The organism is Gemmobacter sp. 24YEA27, from assembly GCF_030052995.1.
In the GTDB taxonomy this organism is placed as follows: domain Bacteria; phylum Pseudomonadota; class Alphaproteobacteria; order Rhodobacterales; family Rhodobacteraceae; genus Pseudogemmobacter.
Genome location: NZ_JASJPW010000001.1, coordinates 2134899 through 2154481, shown reverse-complemented (window position 1 = coordinate 2154481; position 19583 = coordinate 2134899). Strand labels below are relative to the sequence as shown.

Sequence of the window (19583 nt, the reverse complement as noted above, 5' to 3'; positions counted from 1 at the left end):
CTTTATGAAAACGACACATGTATATCGAGATCCGCCACCTGCGCACCATCCGCGCGATCCATACCGCAGGCGGCCTCGCCCGCGCCGCCGAGATGATGAACATGACCCAGTCGGCGCTGTCGCATCAGGTGGCGGGGCTGGAGGATCAGGCGGGGATGGAGCTCTTTGTCCGGCGCTCGAAACCGATGCGGCTTTCGGCGGCAGGGTTCCGGATGCTGAAGCTCGCCGAAAGGATCCTGCCCGAGATCGACGCGCTGGAAGAAGAATTCATTGCCCTGAGATCGGGGAAATCGGGACGGCTGCATATCACGCTGGAATGCCATGCCTGTTATGACTGGCTGTTTCCGGTGCTGGAAATGTTCCGCCGCGCCTGGCCCGAGGTGGATGTTGATATCCGTGCGGGCCTCGCCTTTGATGCCATGCCGGCGCTCAATCGTGAAGAGATCGATCTGGTGATCACCTCCGATCCGGGCAGCCAGAACGGTGTCACCTTCAACCCGCTCTTCGACTACCATCCGACCTTTGTGGCCTCGTCACAAAACCCGCTTGCGGCGAAAGAGTTCATCCAGGCCGAGGATTTCCGCGACCAGGTGGTGATCACCTATCCGGTCAGCCGCGACCGGCTGGATCTGTTCTCCGAGGTGCTGACCCCTGCCAAGGTGGAACCCCGTGGCCATCGCACGGCCGAGCTGACGGCGGTGATCCTGATGCTGGTCGGATCGAACCGGGGTGTGGCAGTGCTGCCCGACTGGGTGATGCGCGAAGTGCGCAGTTCCAGCGACTACGTCACCCGCCCGCTCGGGCCGGAACCGGTCCTGAAACGCATGTATGCCGCCACGCGCGAAGAAGACAGCACCCGCCCCTATATGGCGCATTTCCTGCGGCTTGCGCGGATCGAGGCGGTGCGGCTGCAGCGTGGCTGACCTGCAACTTTGCTGTTCTAAGCGGCTTTTCGCTGCAAAAGGCGGGTTTTCATAACCTGGCATTGACCGAATCGTCGTTGACTATTTTCCGGCCCCGTCAAAAGCTGAGCCACGACCACCTGTTTGCCGATTTGACGCTGACGGAGAGTAGTATGCGCGCAGATTTTTTGCCCGCTCTGGCGCTTATCCTGGCCCTGGCTGCGGCTCCGCTGCGCGCGGAAACCCAGACTGGCACGCCGACCGGCACGCCGGCCGCCGCCAGCGCCGCCACGGCACCCGGCGCCAAATTCATAAAGCCCGAAATCATCACTCAGGATCCGGGCGCTGAGGAACCGGTGCAACAGGCGGGTACCCTCGCAGAAGAAATTCTTTCCGCCGCGACGCTCGATACCGGCGATGACGCAACCCCGGTTTCGGAGCCCCCGGAAAGCGCCGCACGGCAGAGCATATCGCCAACGCCCGGCACTCTCACGCCAGAAGCCGGAACAGATGTGACCGGCACGACCTGGACCGGGACCCTTGAGCCCCTGGCGTCAGAGCCGTTTGCAACGACCTCCCTGCCGCAAGACCCCGCCATACCGGAAGATGTCCTTCTGTCGGCGGCGACCTCCGGCGTGACCCGGGCGGTGGCAATTGTCGAAGAGCTCAAGCGCGAGACCATTGAGGTTCGCGTCTCGATCTCACGACAGATGATGGAGGTTCGGTATAACGGCGAGATCCTTCATGAATGGCCGGTCTCGACCGCGCGGAAGGGCAAGGTGACGCCCAAGGGCAGCTTCAAGCCGCAATGGCTGTCGAAGAACCATAAATCCTCGCTCTATAACAACGCGCCGATGCCCTATTCGATTTTCTACAGCGGCAATTATGCGATCCATGGCACCGATCAGGAATCAAAACTTGGCCGCCCGGCCTCGGCGGGCTGCGTACGCCTCAGCCGCGCCAATGCGAAGATCCTCTTCGCGATGGTGCGGCAAGAGGGCAAGTCGAAGATGAAAGTCGAGATCCTCGACTGATCACAGGCGCGGCGTCCACGCAGTGTCCCCGCCGCGCCCTCGCCGGACAGTCGGCGGGCTCAGCGCCGCATCAGCCGGCGTCGCAACCGCCGCAACATATTGCGCACGATAAGCCGATGCGCAGGGCCGACCGCCAGCATATAGATCCTGCCATAGAGATTGTGGGTGATCACCGATGAGGTGATCGCCACCTCCTTCCCCGCGGTCGAAATGCAGGTCATCACATCGAGATGGCGGTCGCGTTCGGTCAGGACCAGCAGATGCGGCCCGGCGCGCTCCACCAGGAAAAAATCCAGCCGATCCCCGACCTCGACCCTGGCATGGCGGGTGCCGGAAAAACCGCCGATCCGCCGCACACCGAACCGCGCGGAAATCGCATCGCGGATCCGGAACGCCAGCTGCATCAGCGGCTGCGGCTCAGACATGATCAGGTTCCAGGCCTCCAGCGCCCCCAGAGCCACCGGCAGTTCTGCCCGCGCGCAATCGTAAAACCAAAGCCTGTCCCGCCCGGCAAGTGTCACGATTTCTGGCTGCATCTTTTCCCCTGCCGTCAGGCGCTGACCCATTCTGGGGCCAACAGAGCCACATCGCCATGGCCCAAAAGGTCGCAATTCCCGGCCCCACCCGCAGTTTCACGCTGCTTCCGGCCCTTTCCTTCCCGCGTCTTTCCCTGTAAGGCCCATCCGTTCCAGCCAATGCCTGACCCGGAGTCCGCCCATGCAGGGAAGCGCCAACCTGAACCTTATGATCAAGGCCGCCCGCAAGGCTGCGCGCTCGCTGGTCAAGGACTTCCGCGAGGTCGAGAACCTCCAGGTTTCCGCCAAGGGTCCGGGAGATTTCGTCTCGAAGGCCGATCGCGAGGCCGAACGGATCATCAAGGAAGACCTGATGGGCGCGCGCCCGTCTTACGGCTGGCTGGGCGAGGAAACCGGCGGCACCGAGGGCCAGGACCCGACGCGGCGCTGGATCGTCGATCCGCTGGACGGAACCAATAACTTCCTGCACGGGATCCCGCACTGGTCGATCTCCATCGCGCTGGAATATAAGGGCGAAATCGTCTCGGCCGTGGTCTATGACGCGCCGAAGGACGAGATGTTCTACGCTGAAAAAGGGTCGGGCTGCTGGCTGAACGACAATCGCCGCCTGCGGGTCTCGGGGCGGCGCAGCCTGCATGAATCGCTGTTTGTCACCGGCATCCCGCATGGCGCGCAAAAAACACTGCCCGCGACGATGAAAGACCTCTCGCTGGTCAGCCCCGGCACGGCCGGTGTGCGCTCGTCCGGGTCGTCGGCGCTTGATCTCGCCTGGGTCGCCGCCGGGCGCTATGAGGGCTGTTTCCAGCGCGAACTGAAGGCCTGGGATATGGCGGCGGGCCTTTTGCTGGTCAAAGAGGCCGGCGGTTTGGTGGAAGGCATCCGCGAAAACCAGGATCCGCTCGACAGCGGGTCGGTCATCGCGGCCAATGACCAGATCTTTAACCAGCTCGCAGGCCTGCTGCGCGGCTGAGACGCGCGACCCGGGCCATATACCCCCCGCAGAGGCGCATCCCGCCTCTTGCCGGGGCGTGGTGAAGCGGCCATTGTCGCGCCATCATGAGCCGCTTCCTTACGCCCCGCATTGCCGCCCTTCCCGCCACCGTGCCCTTTACCGGCCCCGAGACGCTGGAGCGCCGCAACGGCCGCCCCTTCCGCGCCCGGCTGGGCGCCAATGAAAGCGGCTTTGGCCCCTCGCCCCGCGCGCTGGCCGCGATGCAGGAAGCGACATCCGAGGCATGGATGTATGCCGACCCCGAGAATTACGATCTGAAGCAGGCACTTGCAGCCCGCCACGGCTGCACGCCCGGCCATATCACTGTTGCGGCGGGGGTGGATACGCTCTTGGGTCTTTTGTGCCGGATGGTGCTGCAACCCGGCGAGACGGTGGTGACAAGCCTTGGCGCCTATCCGACCTTCAATTTCCACGTCGCGGGCGCCGGCGCCGACCTGGTCCGGGTGCCCTATCTTGGCGCGCATGAAGACCCCGAGGCGCTGCTGGCGGCGGCAAAGACGCATCGCGCAAGGCTCCTCTATCTCGCCAATCCTGACAATCCGATGGGCAGCCATCATCCCGGCACCACGATCCGCGCACTTGCCGATGCGCTGCCGCCGGAAACGCTCCTCGTGCTGGACGAGGCCTATGCAGAGCTCGCCCCGGATGAAGCCATCCCAGATATCCCCGCCGACCATCCGCAGGTGATCCGGTTGCGAAGCTTTTCAAAGGCCTGGGGCCTGGCGGGGGCGCGGGTCGGCTATGCGATTGCCGCGCCCGATCTTGCCGGAAGTTTCGACCGGATCCGCGATCATTTCGGCATGGGGCGGATCAGCCTCGCGGGCGCGCTGGCCTCGCTGCAGGACCCGGACTGGATCCCGACCATCCGCGCCCGCATCAGCGCGGCCCGCGACCGGATGGGCGCAATCGCCCGCGAAAACGGGCTGGAGCCCCTGCCCTCGGCCACCAATTTCGTCACGATGGATTGCGGTCGCGATGGCGATTATTCGCGCCGTGTTCTGGCAGAATGCGAAGCACGCGGGTTGTTCATCCGCATGCCTGGTGTAGCGCCTCTGGATCGCTGTATCCGGATCAGCCTCGGGCCAGAGCCGATGATGGATCTGGTCGCCGAAGTCCTGCCCGAAGCCCTGCGCGCCGCGCAGGGGGCATAACCTGAGGGCCTATTCCGCGGCCACTTCCGGCCGTGCCGGGCCAAGCGAAGGCGCAGAATTCACCTCACGGGGCTGGGCATGCAGGACCGGAGCCACGATGGCTGCAGCCTCGGGTGCTGCAAAGGGCGCGGCGGCCACAGGCATGGCGGGCGCAGGCTCTGCCGGCGATGCCGCAGGCGCCACCGCAGCCCGCGTGAACACCGGAGCGCGCGGCGCCTCGGCAAGAATTTCACGCCGGAAGACCAGCATGTTCTGAAAGCTGGTTTTCGTGCCGGTCAGACCCGAACGCTCATCACAAGGCAGGCTGTCGGCGCGCACGTAATCCCAGCCCTCGGCGCCCAGTTCATTCATCACGATGCTCAGGGCCAGCGCGAAACGCTCCTCCGTGGATTTTACGCCACGCGCCTTCTCACCCCTGCGGGGCGCCGGAACCACCTTATATTCGAACCGTTGCATCCTGCTCTCCGGCTTTGGTTTCTTGCAGGCAGTTTAGTGAATCTTCCCTGGTAAGTCCAAATCACAAAACGTTTTTTCCGCAACCTGCCCCAATACCGCATCAGGCAGCCTATGTTGTGGGGCGCGCATCAGCGCCCCCCAGGTGATGGTAGAATGTCAACTCGTTGCCGGGGTCAGGAGGACAGCTTCATCAGGACCAGCCCCCCAACGATCATACAGGCGGCAAGAATACGCAGCGCCGTCGCCGGCTCGTGCAGGAATATGATCCCGACCACAAAAGCCCCGACCGCACCGATCCCGGTCCAGATCGTATAGGCGGTGCCCAGAGGCAGCACCCGCATCGCCAGTGACAAAAGCCCGAAGCTGAACACCATCGCCACCAGCGTGATGACGCTGGGCCAAAGCTTCGTAAACCCATCCGAGAGCTTCATGCTATAGGCCCAGAGAACCTCGAGCACCCCGGCAACAATCAGAAAAATCCATGCCATTACGGCCATGCCTCCAGAAGAGCCGGGCCGTCCCGGGCAGAACCTGAGGCAACGGGGTCGTCCCCATGCCATCGGAGCGACGGTTTCACACCCCTGGGCTGAAAATTAACACAGGCCCCGGGGCGGTCAAGCCATGCCGGAGCCTGTCTGTTTTCTGTTGCCCGAAGGCAACCACCCTTTGGCCGTGCCTCAGAGGCCGAGCTTTTTCATCACCAGATCGTTGACCGCACCGGGGGCCGCCTTGCCGCCGGTGGCCTTCATAACCTGGCCTACGAACCAGCCCGCAAGTTTCGGGTTCTGTTTGGCTTTTTCAACCTGGGCGGGGTTTTCAGCGATGATCTGATCGACCGCCGCCTCGATAGCGCCGGTGTCCGTCACCTGCTTCATGCCGCGGTCCTCGACCAGAACCGCCGGGTCGCCGCCCTCGGTCCAGACGATCTCGAACAGATCCTTGGCGATCTTGCCCGAAATCACATTCGCGGAAATCAGATCGACAATACCGCCAAGCTGCGCCGCCGAGACCGGGCTTTCGCCGATCTCCTGGCCTTCCTTTTTCAGCCGGCCAAACAGCTCATTGATCACCCAATTGGCCGAGAGCTTGCCATCCCTGCCCTTGGCGACCGCGTCGAAATAGCTGGCATTTTCCAGCTCCGCCGTCAGGACGCTCGCGTCGTAATCGGTCAGCCCGTAATCCGACATGAACCGCGCCTTTTTGGCATCGGGAAGTTCCGGCATCGATTCCGCGATCCCGTCGACCCAGGCCTGTTCGATCTCCAGCGGCAGAAGGTCGGGGCATGGGAAATAGCGGTAATCATGCGCCTCTTCTTTCGAGCGCATCGAGCGGGTCTCGTTCTTGTCCGGATCGTAGAGCCGGGTTTCCTGCACCACCTCGCCACCATCCTCGAGAATGGCGATCTGGCGGCGGGCCTCGAAATCAATCGCAGCCTGGATGAAGCGCATGGAGTTCATGTTCTTCAGCTCGCAGCGCGTGCCGAGATGGCTGAAATCCTGGCTCGCCTGGTATTTCTCATACTGGCCGGGGCGGCAGACCGAGACGTTGACATCGGCCCGCAGATTGCCGTTTTGCATATTGCCGTCACAGGTGCCGAGATAGCGCAGGATCTGGCGCATCTTTGCGACATAGGCTGCGGCTTCCTCCGGCCCGCGGATATCCGGGCGCGAGACGATCTCCATCAGCGCGACACCGGTGCGGTTGAAATCGACAAAGCTCAGGTTCGGGTCGATGTCATGGATCGACTTGCCGGCATCCTGTTCAAGATGGATGCGTTCAATCCGCACCAGGCGGGCCACGCCCGGGCCCATTTCGACCAGAACTTCGCCCTCGCCCACGATCGGATGATAGAGCTGGCTGATCTGATAGCCCTGCGGCAGGTCGGGGTAGAAGTAGTTCTTGCGGTCAAAGGCCGAGCGCAGGTTGATTTCGGCCTTGAGGCCCAGCCCGGTGCGGACCGCCTGTTCGACGCAGAATTCATTGATCACCGGCAGCATGCCCGGCATCGCGCAGTCAACAAAGCTGACATTGGTGTTCGGCTCGGCACCGAAAGTGGTTGAGGCGCCCGAGAACAGCTTGGAATTCGAGGCGACCTGGGCATGGATCTCCATCCCGATCACCAGTTCCCAGTCATGTTTCGCACCGGCGATGACTTTCGGAACGGGGGGCGTATAGGTCAGATCGAGCATAGTCCACCTCTGCGGCAGGTCGGGATCGGGTCAGTTGACAGAATCACGCGCTGCGGGAGGCCGGAAAGCACCCCGTTGAGCGGTCCCGATGGTGTTTAGGGCGCGCGCGGGCCGGGGGCAAGACCCGGCTGGCCCCGAGCGGATCGGCTCTCGCGCAGCAAAGCCAGGCTGAGATCCCGGGCCAAATGAGGGGAAAAAGGGCAGCAGAACGCGGCTTCGGGCGGGATCCCGCCAGGCGGAGTGGCGGGATCCCGCCGGTTTTTCGCACAGAACTTTGCGTTTCCGGGCTTAGCCGCTTATTGCCGCACCGTCGATTCCTGCGGTTTGCCTGTTATCCGGCTCGCCCTTTCGGCATTGTCCCGAGGCCATAAAAGGCAAGAAGTATGAAAATCTCCAGGCTGGGTCTGCGTGCCCTTGCGGCAGTAACGGTTGCCCTGTCTCTGAGCGCCTGCGTTCAGGCCGGTGGCAGAACCAAAGCAGTTCCCTCCGAGAGTTTCATCGCCACCTCGCAAATGGGCTGGGAGCGCTATTCCGGATCAAAGGAATGGACCTATGAGGCCCTGGCGGCCGTGTCCCAGAAGGATTCCGAGCTTTCGGCGCGCGTGCCCTCTGATATCGCAACCTGGTGCCCGGCCTATAAATCGGCATCGGTCGAACAACGCCGCGCCTTCTGGGTCGGGCTGATGCATGCGGTTGCGAAACATGAAAGCACCTGGAACCCGAAAGCTTCGGGCGGTGGCGGGCGCTATATCGGGCTGATGCAGATCTCGCCGCGCACGGCCGCCTCGCATGGCTGTGACGCGCAATCGGTTTCGGCGCTTAAAGATGGTGGCGAGAACCTGAGCTGTGCGGTCGAGATCTTCTCGAAAGCCGTGGCGCGGGACGGGGTTGTTGCCGGTGCAGGCAATCAGGGCATTGGCCGCGACTGGGGCCCGTTCCGCAAATCCGAAAAACGCGCCGAGATGGCTGCCTGGACCTCGGCTCAGCCCTGGTGCTCGGGGTCGGCGAAACTCTGACCCGGGCCGTGCTGGCGCTGAAACCCGGGCCGTGCTGGCGCGGAAATGAAAGCGGCCCCTTGCCGTTTTGCGTATCAGCACTCTGAACGCCAGCCCTTACCCGGCAGCAAGCATCCGACCGGCCATTTCCGACAGATCGCGGCTGAGGCCGGGCGTGGCGAGGATGCGGCTCAGCGCAGCGCGGATCAGGCCCTGGCGCGTCGCGTCATAGCGCGGCCAGGTCTCGAAAGCGGTCGACATGCGGGCCGCCGTCTGCGGGTTCAGCGGGTCCAGCTGCAAAAGCCAGTCCGCCAGTAGCCGGTAGCCCGCGCCATCGGCGCGGTGGAAGCCCGCGTGATTGGCCGCAAAGGCGCCGAACACCGCGCGGAAGCGATTGGGGTTCTTCAGGTCGAAATCCGGTCGCTGTGTCAGCTCATCAACCAGCGCCGCCACCCGCTCCGGTGCGGCGCAGCTGATCTGCAGCGAGAACCATTTGTCCATGACATTGCGGTCGTCGGACCAGCGGGTCGCGAAGGCCGCCAGTTCCGCCTGGCCCGCGCCAATGTCCAGAAGCGCCGCCAGCGCGCCGATGCTTGCGGTCATATTGCTGGCGGCGGCAAAGGCCGACCTCGCGGCCGCTCCGTCCTCTATACGCGACAAAAACGCAAGCAACGCATTGGTCAGCGCCCGCCGCCCCGCGCCGGCGGCGTCGGGGATGAAGGGGCCGGTATCGGCGAGCCCCCGGATCAGCCCGGGCAGGTCAGCTTTGAGGGCCACGGCCAGCGCCTTCACGGCGTCGCGGCGGGCGGCCCGGATCGCGTCGGGATCGGGGTCGATACCCTGATCATGCAGCGCCTGGGCCAGATCATCCTCGCCCGGCAGGCGCAGCAAAAGCGCGCGGAAGGCAGGATCCAGCCCCTGATCGCGGATCAGCGGCACCAGAGCCTGGATCCAGCCGGCCAGCAGATCATCTTTGCCGCGCACCATATCAGTCAGCATCTCGCGTGCGAGCGAGCGGCCCGCCTCGTAGCGGTTGAAGAGGTCACTGTCATGCGCGAGCAGGAAGGCGCGCTCGGACGCAGTGGTCTCGCGCTCCAGAACCACGGGCGCCGAGAACCCGCGCAACACAGAGGCCACCGGGCGCGCCGCAAGCCCGTCGAATGTGAAGGATTGCCCGGCATCTGTCATCTCGAGCACCCGGGTCGGCACCACCTCGGACCCGTCCGGCGCGAGGAGCCCGACCGCAATCGGATCACCTTTGACGTCTTCTGTGCCTGGCCGGGCGTCGCCGGAGTTTGCTGGCGGAAGGTCAGCGTATAGCGCCCGTTCTCAAAGCTTTCGCAGAGGTTCAGGCGTGGCGTGCCCGCCTCGTGATACCAGCGGGCGAACTGGCTCAGATCGCGGCCGGTCACATCCTCAAAAACCTTCAGCCAATCCTCGATCGTCGCGGCATCGCCGTCATGGCGGGTGAAATAAAGATCAAGCGCCTGATCCCAGGCGGCATCGCCGACCAGGGTTTTCAGCATTCCGATCAGCTCGGCGCCTTTTTCATAGACGGTGGCAGTGTAGAAATTGTTGATCTCGACAAAGCTTTCGGGCCGCACCGGATGCGCCAGCGGCCCCTGATCCTCGCGGAACTGCCGGGCGCGGAGCAGCGCCACATCCTCGATCCGTTTCACCGCATGAGACCGCATATCACCCGAGAATTGCTGATCGCGGAAAACCGTCAGCCCCTCTTTCAGGCAAAGCTGGAACCAGTCGCGGCAGGTGATACGATTGCCGGTCCAGTTGTGGAAATATTCATGCGCAATGATCGCCTCGATCCGGGCGAAATCGTCATCGGTGGCGGTCTCGGGCTGGCCAGCACGAATTTGGAGTTGAAGATGTTCAGCCCCTTATTTTCCATCGCGCCCATGTTGAAATCATCGACGGCAACGATGTTGAAAACGTCGAGATCATATTCGCGCCGGTAAACCTCTTCGTCCCATTTCATCGACCGGATCAGGCTGTCCATCGCCCAGGCACAGCGATTTTCATCGCCCGGACGGACCCAGATCTCCAGATCGATGGCGCGGCCTGACCGCGTTGTGAAGCTGTCGTGATGCGCCACGAGATCACCGGCCACCAGCGCAAAAAGATAGGCGGGTTTGGGCCAGGGGTCATCCCACTCCGCCCAGGACCCGCCGCGCCCCGCCGGATTGCCGTTGGACAAAAGCACCGGCAGATCGCTTTCGATGCGGACATGGAACCGCGCCATCACATCGGGACGGTCGGGGTAGAAGGTGATCTTGCGAAAGCCCTGGGCCTCGCATTGCGTGCAATACATGCCGTTCGACATGTAAAGCCCCTCAAGCGCGGTATTCGAGGCCGGATCGATCTCGACCAGCGTTTCCAGCGTGAAGGGCCATCGGGCAGAAGGTCGGCGGGAATGGTCAGCCCGGTCTCGTCCGGGGTCAGATCCAGCAGCGCGCCGTCAAGGCGCAGCGAGATCAGCCGCAGATCTTCGCCGTCAAGCCGCAGCACATGGCGGCCCTTCGCCTCGGGATTGGGGCGCAGATGCAGCTTTGCTGCAACTTTCGTGGATTTCGGCGCAAGCTGGAAGGTCAGCCCGACCCGGTCGATCAGATGGCTGAAGGGGCGGTAATCGGCCAGCCAGACGGTGCGCGGGTCATGGGCCCTGCCCGAAACGGCACCTGCGGGGAGGTCCCGGCGACGGGGGCTTCGTCGGGGCTGGAATGATCGGCGGTCATGGCGATTTCCCTTTCCTTATAGATGAATACCTGGACCCGCGCCCCGGCGGTTACAAGGGGGCGGCGCGGAGTTCAGGCCAGGGTTCCGCTCTGGCAGCGGCTCAGGGGGCGACGATCTCTGCCTTGTGAAGCGCTGCCCGCAGAACCGCATCGACATCAGCGCTCATCGGAAGGGCGCGGGCGAGCACGGTATCACAGGGGAACCAGGCGGCCTCTTCGGCATCATCCGCCGCCAGCACCTCGCCCGAGAGGTAGCGGCAGATCACCGGGACGAGGAAATAATGCCATGCGGCGTCCTCTGCCGCCTCTGCGCGCGCGGGCACCGGCGCCTCTGCGCCCGCGCGGACCGGCCCGATGATATCAAGCCCGGGCAGCTGGCGGGTGACCGCCGCGATGATCCCGGTTTCCTCGGCCAGCTCGCGCAGGGCCGCGTCGCAGACGCGCTCGCCGAACTCCACCTTGCCGCCGGGATAGCCCCAGAGCCCCTGGTCAGGCGGGTTCCGGCGCCGCACCAGCAGCACCCTGCCCTCATGCACCACCACGGCCAGCGCGGCCAGGCGCGGGGTTGAAGCGGGAGGCTGGATCCGGGTCATGGTGAAACGCTCCTTCAGCTGCACCCCTGCCAGACGCTGCCCGGCCTGGCAGAATGGCGGCAGAATCAGGGGGGAAGTCCATGGCAGAGCCGCGCGAAAACCGCGATACCGCGATCTGCTGACGCGGGCCGTTGTAACGAACGTTATGATGGCAGCCGATAAGGCTGCGGCGCTGTGGCGGCAGGGGATGCGGTGCTTGTGGCGATCCGCGCCCCGCGCGCCATGCCAGACGTCAGGTCAGACGCGGCCAGCCCCTGTTGTCTCCCTGTCATCCCCGGGCTGTCACCGCCGGGGATCAAAGCGTCAGCGCAAGCGCTCCCAGCTGATCGGCGGCCGCGCCCCAGCCGTCGTGAAAGCCCATTTTCTCATGCTCTGCCTTTTGCGCCGCTGTGCGGTGCAGCGCATTGGCGCGGTAAAGCGAGCCCGCACCGTCGGGCAGCACCTCCATCACTGCGGTAAAGCCAAAGCTGCCATCATTCGGATGCCAGCCGCCGCGCATCAGATCGGTCCAGACGAGACGTCGTCCGGGAACCACCTCAAGCACGCAGCCATGACCCGGCATCTCGCCCTGCCCCGGCACATCCATCACCGAACGGAAAGAACCGCCCGGCCGCAGATCCAGGCTGACATCGCGGGTGACAACGGGGCGTGGGGCGAACCAGGCCTCGATCAGGGCGGGCTCGGTCAGACAGCGCCAGATGCGGTCGGGCGCGGCCTGAAAGCGGCGCTCGATCCGCAGATCGGTCCCGGGATTGAACTGCATGGTATCCTCCCTGCAAATCTGTGTGGAAAAAGCCTCGCATATTCGCAGCCGGGGCAGCAGTGGTCCCCGGCCGGTAAGCCGGTTTCAGCCGATATCCAGCGCCAGCGCGTGGATACGCCCCGGAATATCGTCAAGCGCCGCCAGCACCGCGCGATGCCTGGCGATCCGGCTCATCGGCGCGAAAACACCGGCGCGGATGCGCACCGCGAAATGCGTCTCGCCGGTGCCATCATCGCCGGAATGCCCGGCATGGCGATGGCTTTCATTCAGCACCTCCAGCTCATCCGGCGCGAAAGCCGCGCGCAGCTTTGACTCGATTTCGTCAATCACAGGCATTTTCGCCCACCCCCTCTTCAATCCGCCGCTAAATCACCTAAACTTGGCCGCCCGAGTCGGAAAGGCAGCATAAGGCCCTCTATCCAATGGTCAGTAAGAACCCATTCGAATTCGATCTCCGTGTTTCCACGGATAAGAAGCGTAAATCCGCCGGTCGCCGCGCCGGTGTCTCTGCGGCTGCAACCTCGACGCATCGCTGTGACTACCCTGATTGCGACAGAGGCGGCGAGTTCCGTGCCCCGAAATCGCGTGAGCAGCTCGACGAATTTTTCTGGTTCTGTAAGGACCATATTCGCGAATACAACCTGAAGTGGAATTTCTTTGACGGCACCTCGGATGAGGAATTCAGACGCATCGTCGAGAAAGACCGGCTCTGGGAACGTGAGACCAAACCGTTTTCCAAAAAGGATGACGGCAATGCCTGGGCCCGGATGGGGGTGAATGACCCGCTGGAGATCCTTGGCGAGAAGGGCACCCGTTCGGCGCCCTCGACCGCCTCGACCGGCGCCACGCGCAAATTGCCGCCGACCGAGAGGAAGGCACTGGAGATCCTCGACAGCCGCGACACCATGACCAAAACGGAAATCCGCAAGCAATACAAAGGCCTGATCAAGGTTCTTCACCCGGATATGAATGGCGGAGACCGCAGCCAGGAAGAGATGCTGCAAGAGGTGGTCTGGGCCTGGGATCAGATCAAGGACAGCCGGCATTTCCGCGACTGAGGCAGAGTTGAAAGCCATCGCCACAGGCTTTTGCGGCCGCAAGCCAAACAAGGACGGGCAGACAGAATGAGCCGAAAGCAGAATGCTGCGGTCATGGCGCTGGCGACCTTGCTTGCGCTGGCGATTGGCGTCGCCTTTTCGGAAGAACCAGCGCGGACTATGCACTTGCTTGGCCTCACCTCGACGCCCTGGTTTCTGATTGGCTTCGCGGCAGTTGCCGCGGCGCTTTTCACCCCACTCTGGCGGCGGTCCGGCTGGTGGCCGAAGATCGCTTCGACGCTCATTGTCCCGGTTTACGGCGTCAGCGCCATGATCGCGGGGCTGAGCTTCGATCATCTTACCGCGCCGCTGAGCGGGATGGGCCAGATTGGCGCGAAACTTGCGCCATCGCTGCCCACCGCCATGATTGAACTGCTGATTGCGTTGCCGAAGGCGGCGGCGTCGCTCCTGTACTATGAAAGCCTGTCGCTGCTCGTGCTGATTGCCGCCGTTGCGATCTGTGAGTGGTGCCCGGCAGACAGAAACCGCGCTACGCCAGGCTGAGAAAAGGCCGGCGCCCATCTTCCATCCTCCGCTGGCGGGGTTTGCAGAGCTGACGCCTGGGCCATCACCGCTGACGCTTGCCCCAATGCCGGTTACAAGTCTCCCGACCAAAGCCGCTCTTGCACGTCTGTGCGTAATGTTCCATGAACTCGGGACCGCCTGAAATTTGCCCGAAATCTGGACGTAACCATGCCCGAGAATGCGATCAAGCCGACCGAAGAAATCTCTGTCCGCGAGGTGTTCGGCATCGATACCGATATGCGGGTCAAAGGCTTCGCCGATCGTACAGATCGCGTGCCCGAGATCGACAGCACCTATAAATTCGACCCCGATACCACGCTCGCGATTCTGGCAGGCTTTGCCTATAATCGCCGGGTGATGATCCAAGGCTATCACGGCACCGGGAAATCGACCCATATCGAACAGGTCGCCGCGCGGCTGAACTGGCCCTGTGTGCGCGTCAACCTCGACAGCCATATCAGCCGGATCGACCTGATCGGTAAGGATGCGATCAAGCTGGAAGACGGACGTCAGGTCACGAAATTCCAGGAGGGCATCCTGCCCTGGGCCCTGCGCAACCCGGTGGCGATTGTGTTCGACGAATATGATGCCGGCCGCGCCGATGTGATGTTCGTGATCCAGCGTGTTTTGGAGCATGACGGCAAGCTGACGCTGCTCGATCAGAATGAGATCATCACGCCGCATCCGTCCTTCCGCCTGTTCGCAACCGCGAATACGGTGGGCCTTGGCGATACCACCGGCCTCTATCACGGGGTGCAGCAGATCAACCAGGCCCAGATGGACCGCTGGTCGCTGGTCGCCACGCTGAATTACCTGTCACATGATGCGGAAACCGCCATCGTCCTGGCGAAAAACCCGCATTACAACACGGCCGAGGGCCGTAAAACCATGAGCCAGATGGTGACAGTGGCCGACCTCACCCGTACTGCCTTCATGAACGGTGATCTCTCGACCGTGATGTCGCCGCGTACCGTGCTGAACTGGGCCCAGAACGCGCAGATCTTCCGCAATGTGGGCTATGCATTCCGGCTTTCCTTCCTGAACAAATGCGATGAGCTGGAGCGCCAGACCGTTGCCGAATTCTACCAGCGCTGCTTCAATGAAGAGCTGCCGGAATCCGCTGCCTCTATGGCGATGAAGTAAGAAAAGACGGGGGGCTGCCTGCCCCCGCGGCCTTCGGCCTCCCCCGGGGATATTTCAAGACAAGTGAAAAGAAAGCCTCTTTCATCTGTCCTTAAATATCCTCGGGGGAGGGCCGTGCAGCGGACCGGGGGGCAGACAGCCCCCCTCCCCGGTCTGCGGTATTTTCCTTGCATCTCCACCCGCGCCGGTGACAGGGTCCATCCATGAGCAAACCCGCCGATAATCCCGCCGATCCGTTTAAAAAAGCCCTTGCCGAGGCCACGAAAGTGCTGGCCGACGATCCGGAGATGACCGTCTCTTATTCGGTCGACCCGCCCGGCATGAACCGCGATGGCGTCCGGCTGCCGCAGGTTTCGCGGCGTATGACGCGGGATGAGGTAATGCTCGCCCGTGGCACGGCGGATGCTTTCGCGATGCGGCGCAAGTTTCATGATGAGAAGACCGCGTCGAAATATGCGCCGGTCGGACAGCTGGCCCGCGATATTTACGAGGCGATGGAGACAGCGCGCTGCGAGGCGATGGGCGCCCGGGTGATGCCGGGCACGGCCACCAATATCGATGCGAAGATCGGTCAGGAAGCGGATCGCAAGGGCTATTCGCAGATCGCTTCGGCCCAGGATGCACCTTTGCCGGTCGCGGCGGGCTACCTGGTCCGCGCGCTTGCCACCGGGCGGAAATTGCCGGGCGGCGCCGATAACGTGATGAATCTCTGGCGCGGCTTTATCGAGGAACAGGCCGGCGGTACGCTGGGGAGCCTCGATGAGGTGCTCTCGGATCAGTCGGCCTTCGCGCGGCTGGCGCGCCAGGTGATCCAGGATCTCGGCTATGGCGATCAGCTGGGCGATGACCCGGATCGCCCCGATGACGACGAGGCCGGCGACGAGGCCGAAGAGGATCAGGACAGCCCCGATCAACAGGACGGTGAAGAGGAGCAGGGTGAAGAGGCAGAGGCCTCGCCCGAGCGGTCCCAGGAAGAACAGCAGGACGAATCTCAGGCTCAGGTCCAGATGGACGACAATGCCGAGATGGAGCTTGGCGATGAGACCGAGATGCCCGAGGGCGAGGCGCCGCTGGAGCCGCCGCTTCCCGCCCCTCATTCCGATGCCGATCCGAATTACACCGTCTACACGACCCAGTTTGACGAAGAGATCCGCGCCGAAGAACTGGCGGAACCAGCAGAGCTGGAGCGCCTCCGGGCCTATCTCGATCAGCAGCTTGACCCGCTGAAAGGCGCGGTGGGGCGGCTGGCGAACAAATTGCAGCGGCGTCTGCAGGCGCAGCAGAACCGCTCCTGGCTCTTTGATCTCGAAGAAGGCGTGCTGGATGCCGGGCGGCTTGCACGGGTTGTCGCGAACCCGACCACGCCGCTTTCGTTCAAATGGGAAAAAGATACCGAGTTCCGCGACACGGTGGTGACGCTGCTGATCGACAATTCGGGATCGATGCGCGGCCGGCCGATCTCGATCGCGGCGATCTGCGCCGATGTTCTTGCCCGCACGCTGGAGCGCTGCCAGGTCAAGACCGAGATCCTCGGTTTCACCACCCGCGCCTGGAAAGGTGGCCAGAGCCGTGAGAAATGGCTCGCCGAGGGTCGTCCGCAGCAGCCGGGCCGGCTTAATGATTTGCGCCATATCATCTATAAAAGTGCCGATGCGCCCTGGCGTCGGGTACGCCCGAACCTCGGCCTGATGATGAAAGAGGGCTTGCTTAAGGAAAACATCGACGGCGAGGCGCTGGAATGGGCGCATCGCCGGATGCTGGCGCGGCCCGAGGCACGGCGGATCCTGATGGTGATCTCGGATGGCGCGCCGGTTGACGATTCGACCCTGTCGGTGAACCCGGCGAGTTTCCTCGAGAAACATCTGCGCGATGTGATCGCGATGGTGGAAAAACGCCGTGCGGTGGAGCTGATCGCGATCGGGATCGGCCATGATGTGACGCGCTATTATCAGCGCGCGGTCACCATCACCGATGTCGAGCAGCTGGCGGGCGCGATGACCGAGCAGCTGGCGGGGCTGTTTGACAAGGATCCGCGCGCTGCCAAACGGGCGGGGATGCGGAAAACCGGGTAAGGGGGCGCTGCCCCCGTCCCGTTCCGGGACTCCCCCGGGATATTTAGAGACAGATGAAAAGGGCTTCCGCGATGTTTCAGAGCTTCGACAATCCGGCCTCGCCGGAAGAGGGGCCGGGGCGGCTGGCGGCTTTGCGCAAAGCGATGGTGGCGGAGGGGCTTTCGGGCTTCATCGTGCCGCGCGCCGATGCGCATCAGGGGGAATATGTCGCCGATTGCGATGCGCGGCTGGCCTGGCTGACGGGGTTCACCGGATCGGCCGGGTTCTGTGTGGCGCTGACGGATCGGGCCGGGGTCTTCATCGACGGGCGGTATCGGACCCAGGTGAAGGATCAGGTCGATCAGGGGCATTTCACGCCGGTTCCCTGGCCGGAAATCCAGGCCGGGGAGTGGATCCGGGGCGCCGCTGTTGCTGGCGTGATTGGCTTTGACCCCTGGCTGCATACGCGCGATGAGATCCACCGGCTGAAACGCGCGCTTGAGGGCAGCGCTGTGACGCTCAGGCCCTGTGACAATCTGATCGACCGGATCTGGGCCGACCGGCCGGGCGCGCCCTGCGTGGCAGCCTTCGCGCATCCTGAAGCGCTTGCCGGCGAAAGCGCCGCCGACAAGCGCCACCGGATCGGGGCGGCGCTGGCCGCGCGCGGTGAGGCGGCGGCTGTGATCACCCTGCCCGATTCGATCTGTTGGCTTCTGAACATCCGGGGCGGCGATGTGCCGCGCAATCCGGTGGTGCAGGCTTTCGCCGTGATCTTTGCCGATGGCCGCCTCAGCCTCTTTGCGGAACCCGCGAAGTTTGATCCGGAGCTGCGGGCGATTCTGGGCCCAGAGGTCACGTTGCGCCCACCCGCCGCTTTCGCGCCGGCGCTGCGCCTGCTTTCCGGCCCGGTGCGGCTTGATCCGGGATCTGCACCGCTGGCGGTCTGGTCTGAGCTGGAGGAGGCTGGCATTGCGGTCAGCGCAGGTCCCGACCCCTGTCTTCTGCCGAAGGCGCGCAAGAACGCGATCGAAATTGCGGCCACCGCCGAAGCGCATCTGCGCGACGGTGCGGCGGTTTGCGAGTTTCTGTGCTGGCTCGATGCCAATGCCCCCGGCGATCTTACCGAGATCTCGGTGGTCGGAGCGCTGGAAAGCTTTCGCCGTGCGACCAATCTTCTGCATGATATCAGTTTTGATACGATCTGCGGCGCCGGCCCCGATGGCGCGATCATCCATTACCGGGTGACGGAAGATACCGACCGCGCTTTGAGCCATGGCGAGTTGCTGCTGGTGGATTCCGGCGCGCAGTACAAGGATGGCACCACCGATATCACCCGCACCATCGCGATTGGCGATCCGGGTAATGAGGCGCGCAATTGCTATACAGCAGTGCTGCGCGGCATGATCGCGGTCTCGACCGCGCGCTGGCCGCGCGGGCTTTCGGGACGCGACCTCGACCCGCTGGCGCGGCAATTCCTCTGGACGCGCGGTCTCGATTACAATCACGGCACCGGGCATGGGGTCGGCGCGTTTCTTTCGGTGCATGAGGGGCCGCAGCGGATCTCGCGGATCTCGGAAGTTCCGCTCGAGCCGGGGATGATCCTCTCGAACGAGCCGGGCTATTACCGCGAGGGGGCTTTCGGCATCCGGCTTGAAAACCTGATCGTGGTGACAGAGGCCCCTGCCCTTGGCGACAACCGTGACCAGCTTTGTTTCGACACGCTGACCTGGGCGCCCTTTGACCGGAGGCTGATCCATGCGGCACAGATGTCAGCAGAGGAGCGCGCCTGGCTCGACCACTATCACGCAAGGGTGCTGGCGCTGATCGGGCCGCGCGTCACCGAACCGACCCGCGAATGGCTCAAAGCCGCCTGTGCGCCGCTCTGATACGCGGCGCTGATCAGCTGCCGGCAAGCAGGCGGATCCGTTCCACCATGGCGCGCAGCCCGTTAGAGCGCTGCGCCGAGAGGTTTTCCTTCAGCCCGATCCGCGCGAATTCCGCGAGCGCATCGACTTTGAGCACCTCGGCCGGCGTGAGGCCCGCGTAAAGCGCGTGCAGGATGGCGATCAGCCCGCGGACGATCATCGCATCCGAGTCGCCCTGGAAATCGAACCGCTCCGGGGTGATCTGCGGGCGCAGCCAGACCTGGCTCGCGCAGCCCTCGACCTTATAGGCGGGAACGTGGAAACTGGCATCCAGTGCCGGCATCGCCTTGCCCAGCTCAATGACATGGCGATAGCGCTCTTCCCAGTCGTCCAGGAATTCCAGGGTCTCGGCAATTTCCTCGAATGCGGGCGTGGCCATGGCGGTTCTCCTTCTGCCCGACTGGCCTAGCCGCGTGCGCGGGCAAGGTCCAGAGCGCTCATTGGACAACGATGCGGGCAAG

18 protein-coding genes and 1 pseudogene are annotated in these 19583 nt (G+C 63.6%); 10 read left to right on the top strand and 9 right to left on the bottom strand.

Features of this window, described 5'->3' with window-relative positions:
* Positions 1-17: 17 nt before the first annotated feature.
* Together QNO18_RS10780 and QNO18_RS10775 are read left to right on the top strand one after the other, a co-directional pair.
* Positions 18-923: a LysR family transcriptional regulator gene (locus QNO18_RS10780; protein ID WP_283177670.1), complete on the top strand. Its 906-nt coding sequence runs from the start codon at positions 18-20 to the stop codon at positions 921-923.
* 152 nt (positions 924-1075) lie between these two features.
* A complete protein-coding gene (locus tag QNO18_RS10775; RefSeq protein ID WP_283177669.1) occupies positions 1076-1936 on the top strand; it encodes a L,D-transpeptidase in 861 nt (286 codons plus the stop codon).
* 59 nt (positions 1937-1995) lie between these two features.
* Here the strand turns inward: QNO18_RS10775 and QNO18_RS10770 are convergent, their stop codons facing one another.
* A complete protein-coding gene (locus tag QNO18_RS10770) occupies positions 1996-2472 on the bottom strand; it encodes a DUF2867 domain-containing protein (protein ID WP_283177668.1) in 477 nt (158 codons plus the stop codon).
* Between the two features lie 181 nt (positions 2473-2653).
* Here QNO18_RS10770 and QNO18_RS10765 point away from each other — a divergent pair, with 181 nt between their 5' ends.
* A complete protein-coding gene (locus QNO18_RS10765; RefSeq protein ID WP_283177667.1) occupies positions 2654-3442 on the top strand; it encodes an inositol monophosphatase family protein in 789 nt (262 codons plus the stop codon).
* 86 nt (positions 3443-3528) lie between these two features.
* Complete coding sequence (locus QNO18_RS10760) at positions 3529-4635, top strand: pyridoxal phosphate-dependent aminotransferase (RefSeq protein ID WP_283177666.1); 1107 nt, start codon at positions 3529-3531, stop codon at positions 4633-4635.
* Between the two features lie 9 nt (positions 4636-4644).
* Here the strand turns inward: QNO18_RS10760 and QNO18_RS10755 are convergent, their stop codons facing one another.
* The 3 genes from QNO18_RS10755 to gatB form a co-directional block, all read right to left on the bottom strand.
* A complete protein-coding gene (locus QNO18_RS10755) occupies positions 4645-5091 on the bottom strand; it encodes a DUF4177 domain-containing protein (protein WP_283177665.1) in 447 nt (148 codons plus the stop codon).
* Between the two features lie 173 nt (positions 5092-5264).
* The gene (locus tag QNO18_RS10750; protein WP_283177664.1) at positions 5265-5579 is read right to left on the bottom strand and encodes a multidrug efflux SMR transporter; all 315 of its coding nucleotides are present in this window, start codon (positions 5577-5579) and stop codon (positions 5265-5267) included.
* Between the two features lie 189 nt (positions 5580-5768).
* Entirely contained in the window at positions 5769-7280 is a 1512-nt protein-coding gene (gene gatB / locus QNO18_RS10745) for an Asp-tRNA(Asn)/Glu-tRNA(Gln) amidotransferase subunit GatB (RefSeq protein ID WP_198837489.1), read from the bottom strand.
* 383 nt (positions 7281-7663) lie between these two features.
* Here gatB and QNO18_RS10740 point away from each other — a divergent pair, with 383 nt between their 5' ends.
* Positions 7664-8296 (top strand): transglycosylase SLT domain-containing protein, encoded by a 633-nt coding sequence (locus QNO18_RS10740; RefSeq protein ID WP_283177663.1) that lies wholly within the window; start codon positions 7664-7666, stop codon positions 8294-8296.
* A gap of 96 nt (positions 8297-8392) precedes the next feature.
* On the opposite strand, the pseudogene pepN reads toward QNO18_RS10740, so the two are convergent.
* The 4 genes and pseudogenes from pepN to QNO18_RS10720 all read right to left on the bottom strand — a co-directional run bounded on the left by pepN (position 8393) and on the right by QNO18_RS10720 (position 12717).
* Positions 8393-10927: pseudogene (gene pepN, locus QNO18_RS10735) on the bottom strand (aminopeptidase N).
* A gap of 199 nt (positions 10928-11126) precedes the next feature.
* Positions 11127-11618, bottom strand: coding sequence for an NUDIX hydrolase (locus QNO18_RS10730; protein WP_283177662.1), 492 nt, complete (start codon positions 11616-11618; stop codon positions 11127-11129).
* A gap of 295 nt (positions 11619-11913) precedes the next feature.
* On the bottom strand, positions 11914-12381 hold the full coding sequence (locus tag QNO18_RS10725) for an SRPBCC family protein (protein ID WP_283177661.1): 468 nt from the start codon (positions 12379-12381) through the stop codon (positions 11914-11916).
* Between the two features lie 84 nt (positions 12382-12465).
* Positions 12466-12717 carry a BolA family protein gene (locus QNO18_RS10720; protein WP_283177660.1) on the bottom strand — a complete coding sequence of 84 codons (252 nt, stop codon included), beginning with the start codon at positions 12715-12717 and terminating at the stop codon, positions 12466-12468.
* Positions 12718-12803: 86 nt separating this feature from the next.
* On the opposite strand from QNO18_RS10720, the gene QNO18_RS10715 reads away from it, so the two are divergent.
* The 5 genes from QNO18_RS10715 (at position 12804) to QNO18_RS10695 (ending at position 19083) form a co-directional block, all read left to right on the top strand.
* Positions 12804-13439, top strand: coding sequence for a J domain-containing protein (locus QNO18_RS10715; RefSeq protein WP_198837482.1), 636 nt, complete (start codon positions 12804-12806; stop codon positions 13437-13439).
* Positions 13440-13532: 93 nt separating this feature from the next.
* Positions 13533-13982: a hypothetical protein gene (locus QNO18_RS10710; protein WP_283177659.1), complete on the top strand. Its 450-nt coding sequence runs from the start codon at positions 13533-13535 to the stop codon at positions 13980-13982.
* A 189-nt stretch (positions 13983-14171) separates the two neighbouring features.
* Positions 14172-15146, top strand: a complete 975-nt coding sequence (gene cobS / locus QNO18_RS10705) for a cobaltochelatase subunit CobS (protein ID WP_283177658.1) — start codon at positions 14172-14174, stop codon at positions 15144-15146.
* Between the two features lie 203 nt (positions 15147-15349).
* Positions 15350-17218, top strand: coding sequence for a cobaltochelatase subunit CobT (gene cobT, locus QNO18_RS10700; protein ID WP_283177657.1), 1869 nt, complete (start codon positions 15350-15352; stop codon positions 17216-17218).
* Between the two features lie 71 nt (positions 17219-17289).
* Positions 17290-19083 (top strand): aminopeptidase P family protein, encoded by a 1794-nt coding sequence (locus QNO18_RS10695; RefSeq protein WP_283178783.1) that lies wholly within the window; start codon positions 17290-17292, stop codon positions 19081-19083.
* Between the two features lie 13 nt (positions 19084-19096).
* On the opposite strand, the gene QNO18_RS10690 is transcribed toward QNO18_RS10695, so the two are convergent.
* Positions 19097-19501 (bottom strand): SufE family protein, encoded by a 405-nt coding sequence (locus QNO18_RS10690; protein ID WP_283177656.1) that lies wholly within the window; start codon positions 19499-19501, stop codon positions 19097-19099.
* Between the last annotated feature and the right edge of the window lie 82 nt (positions 19502-19583).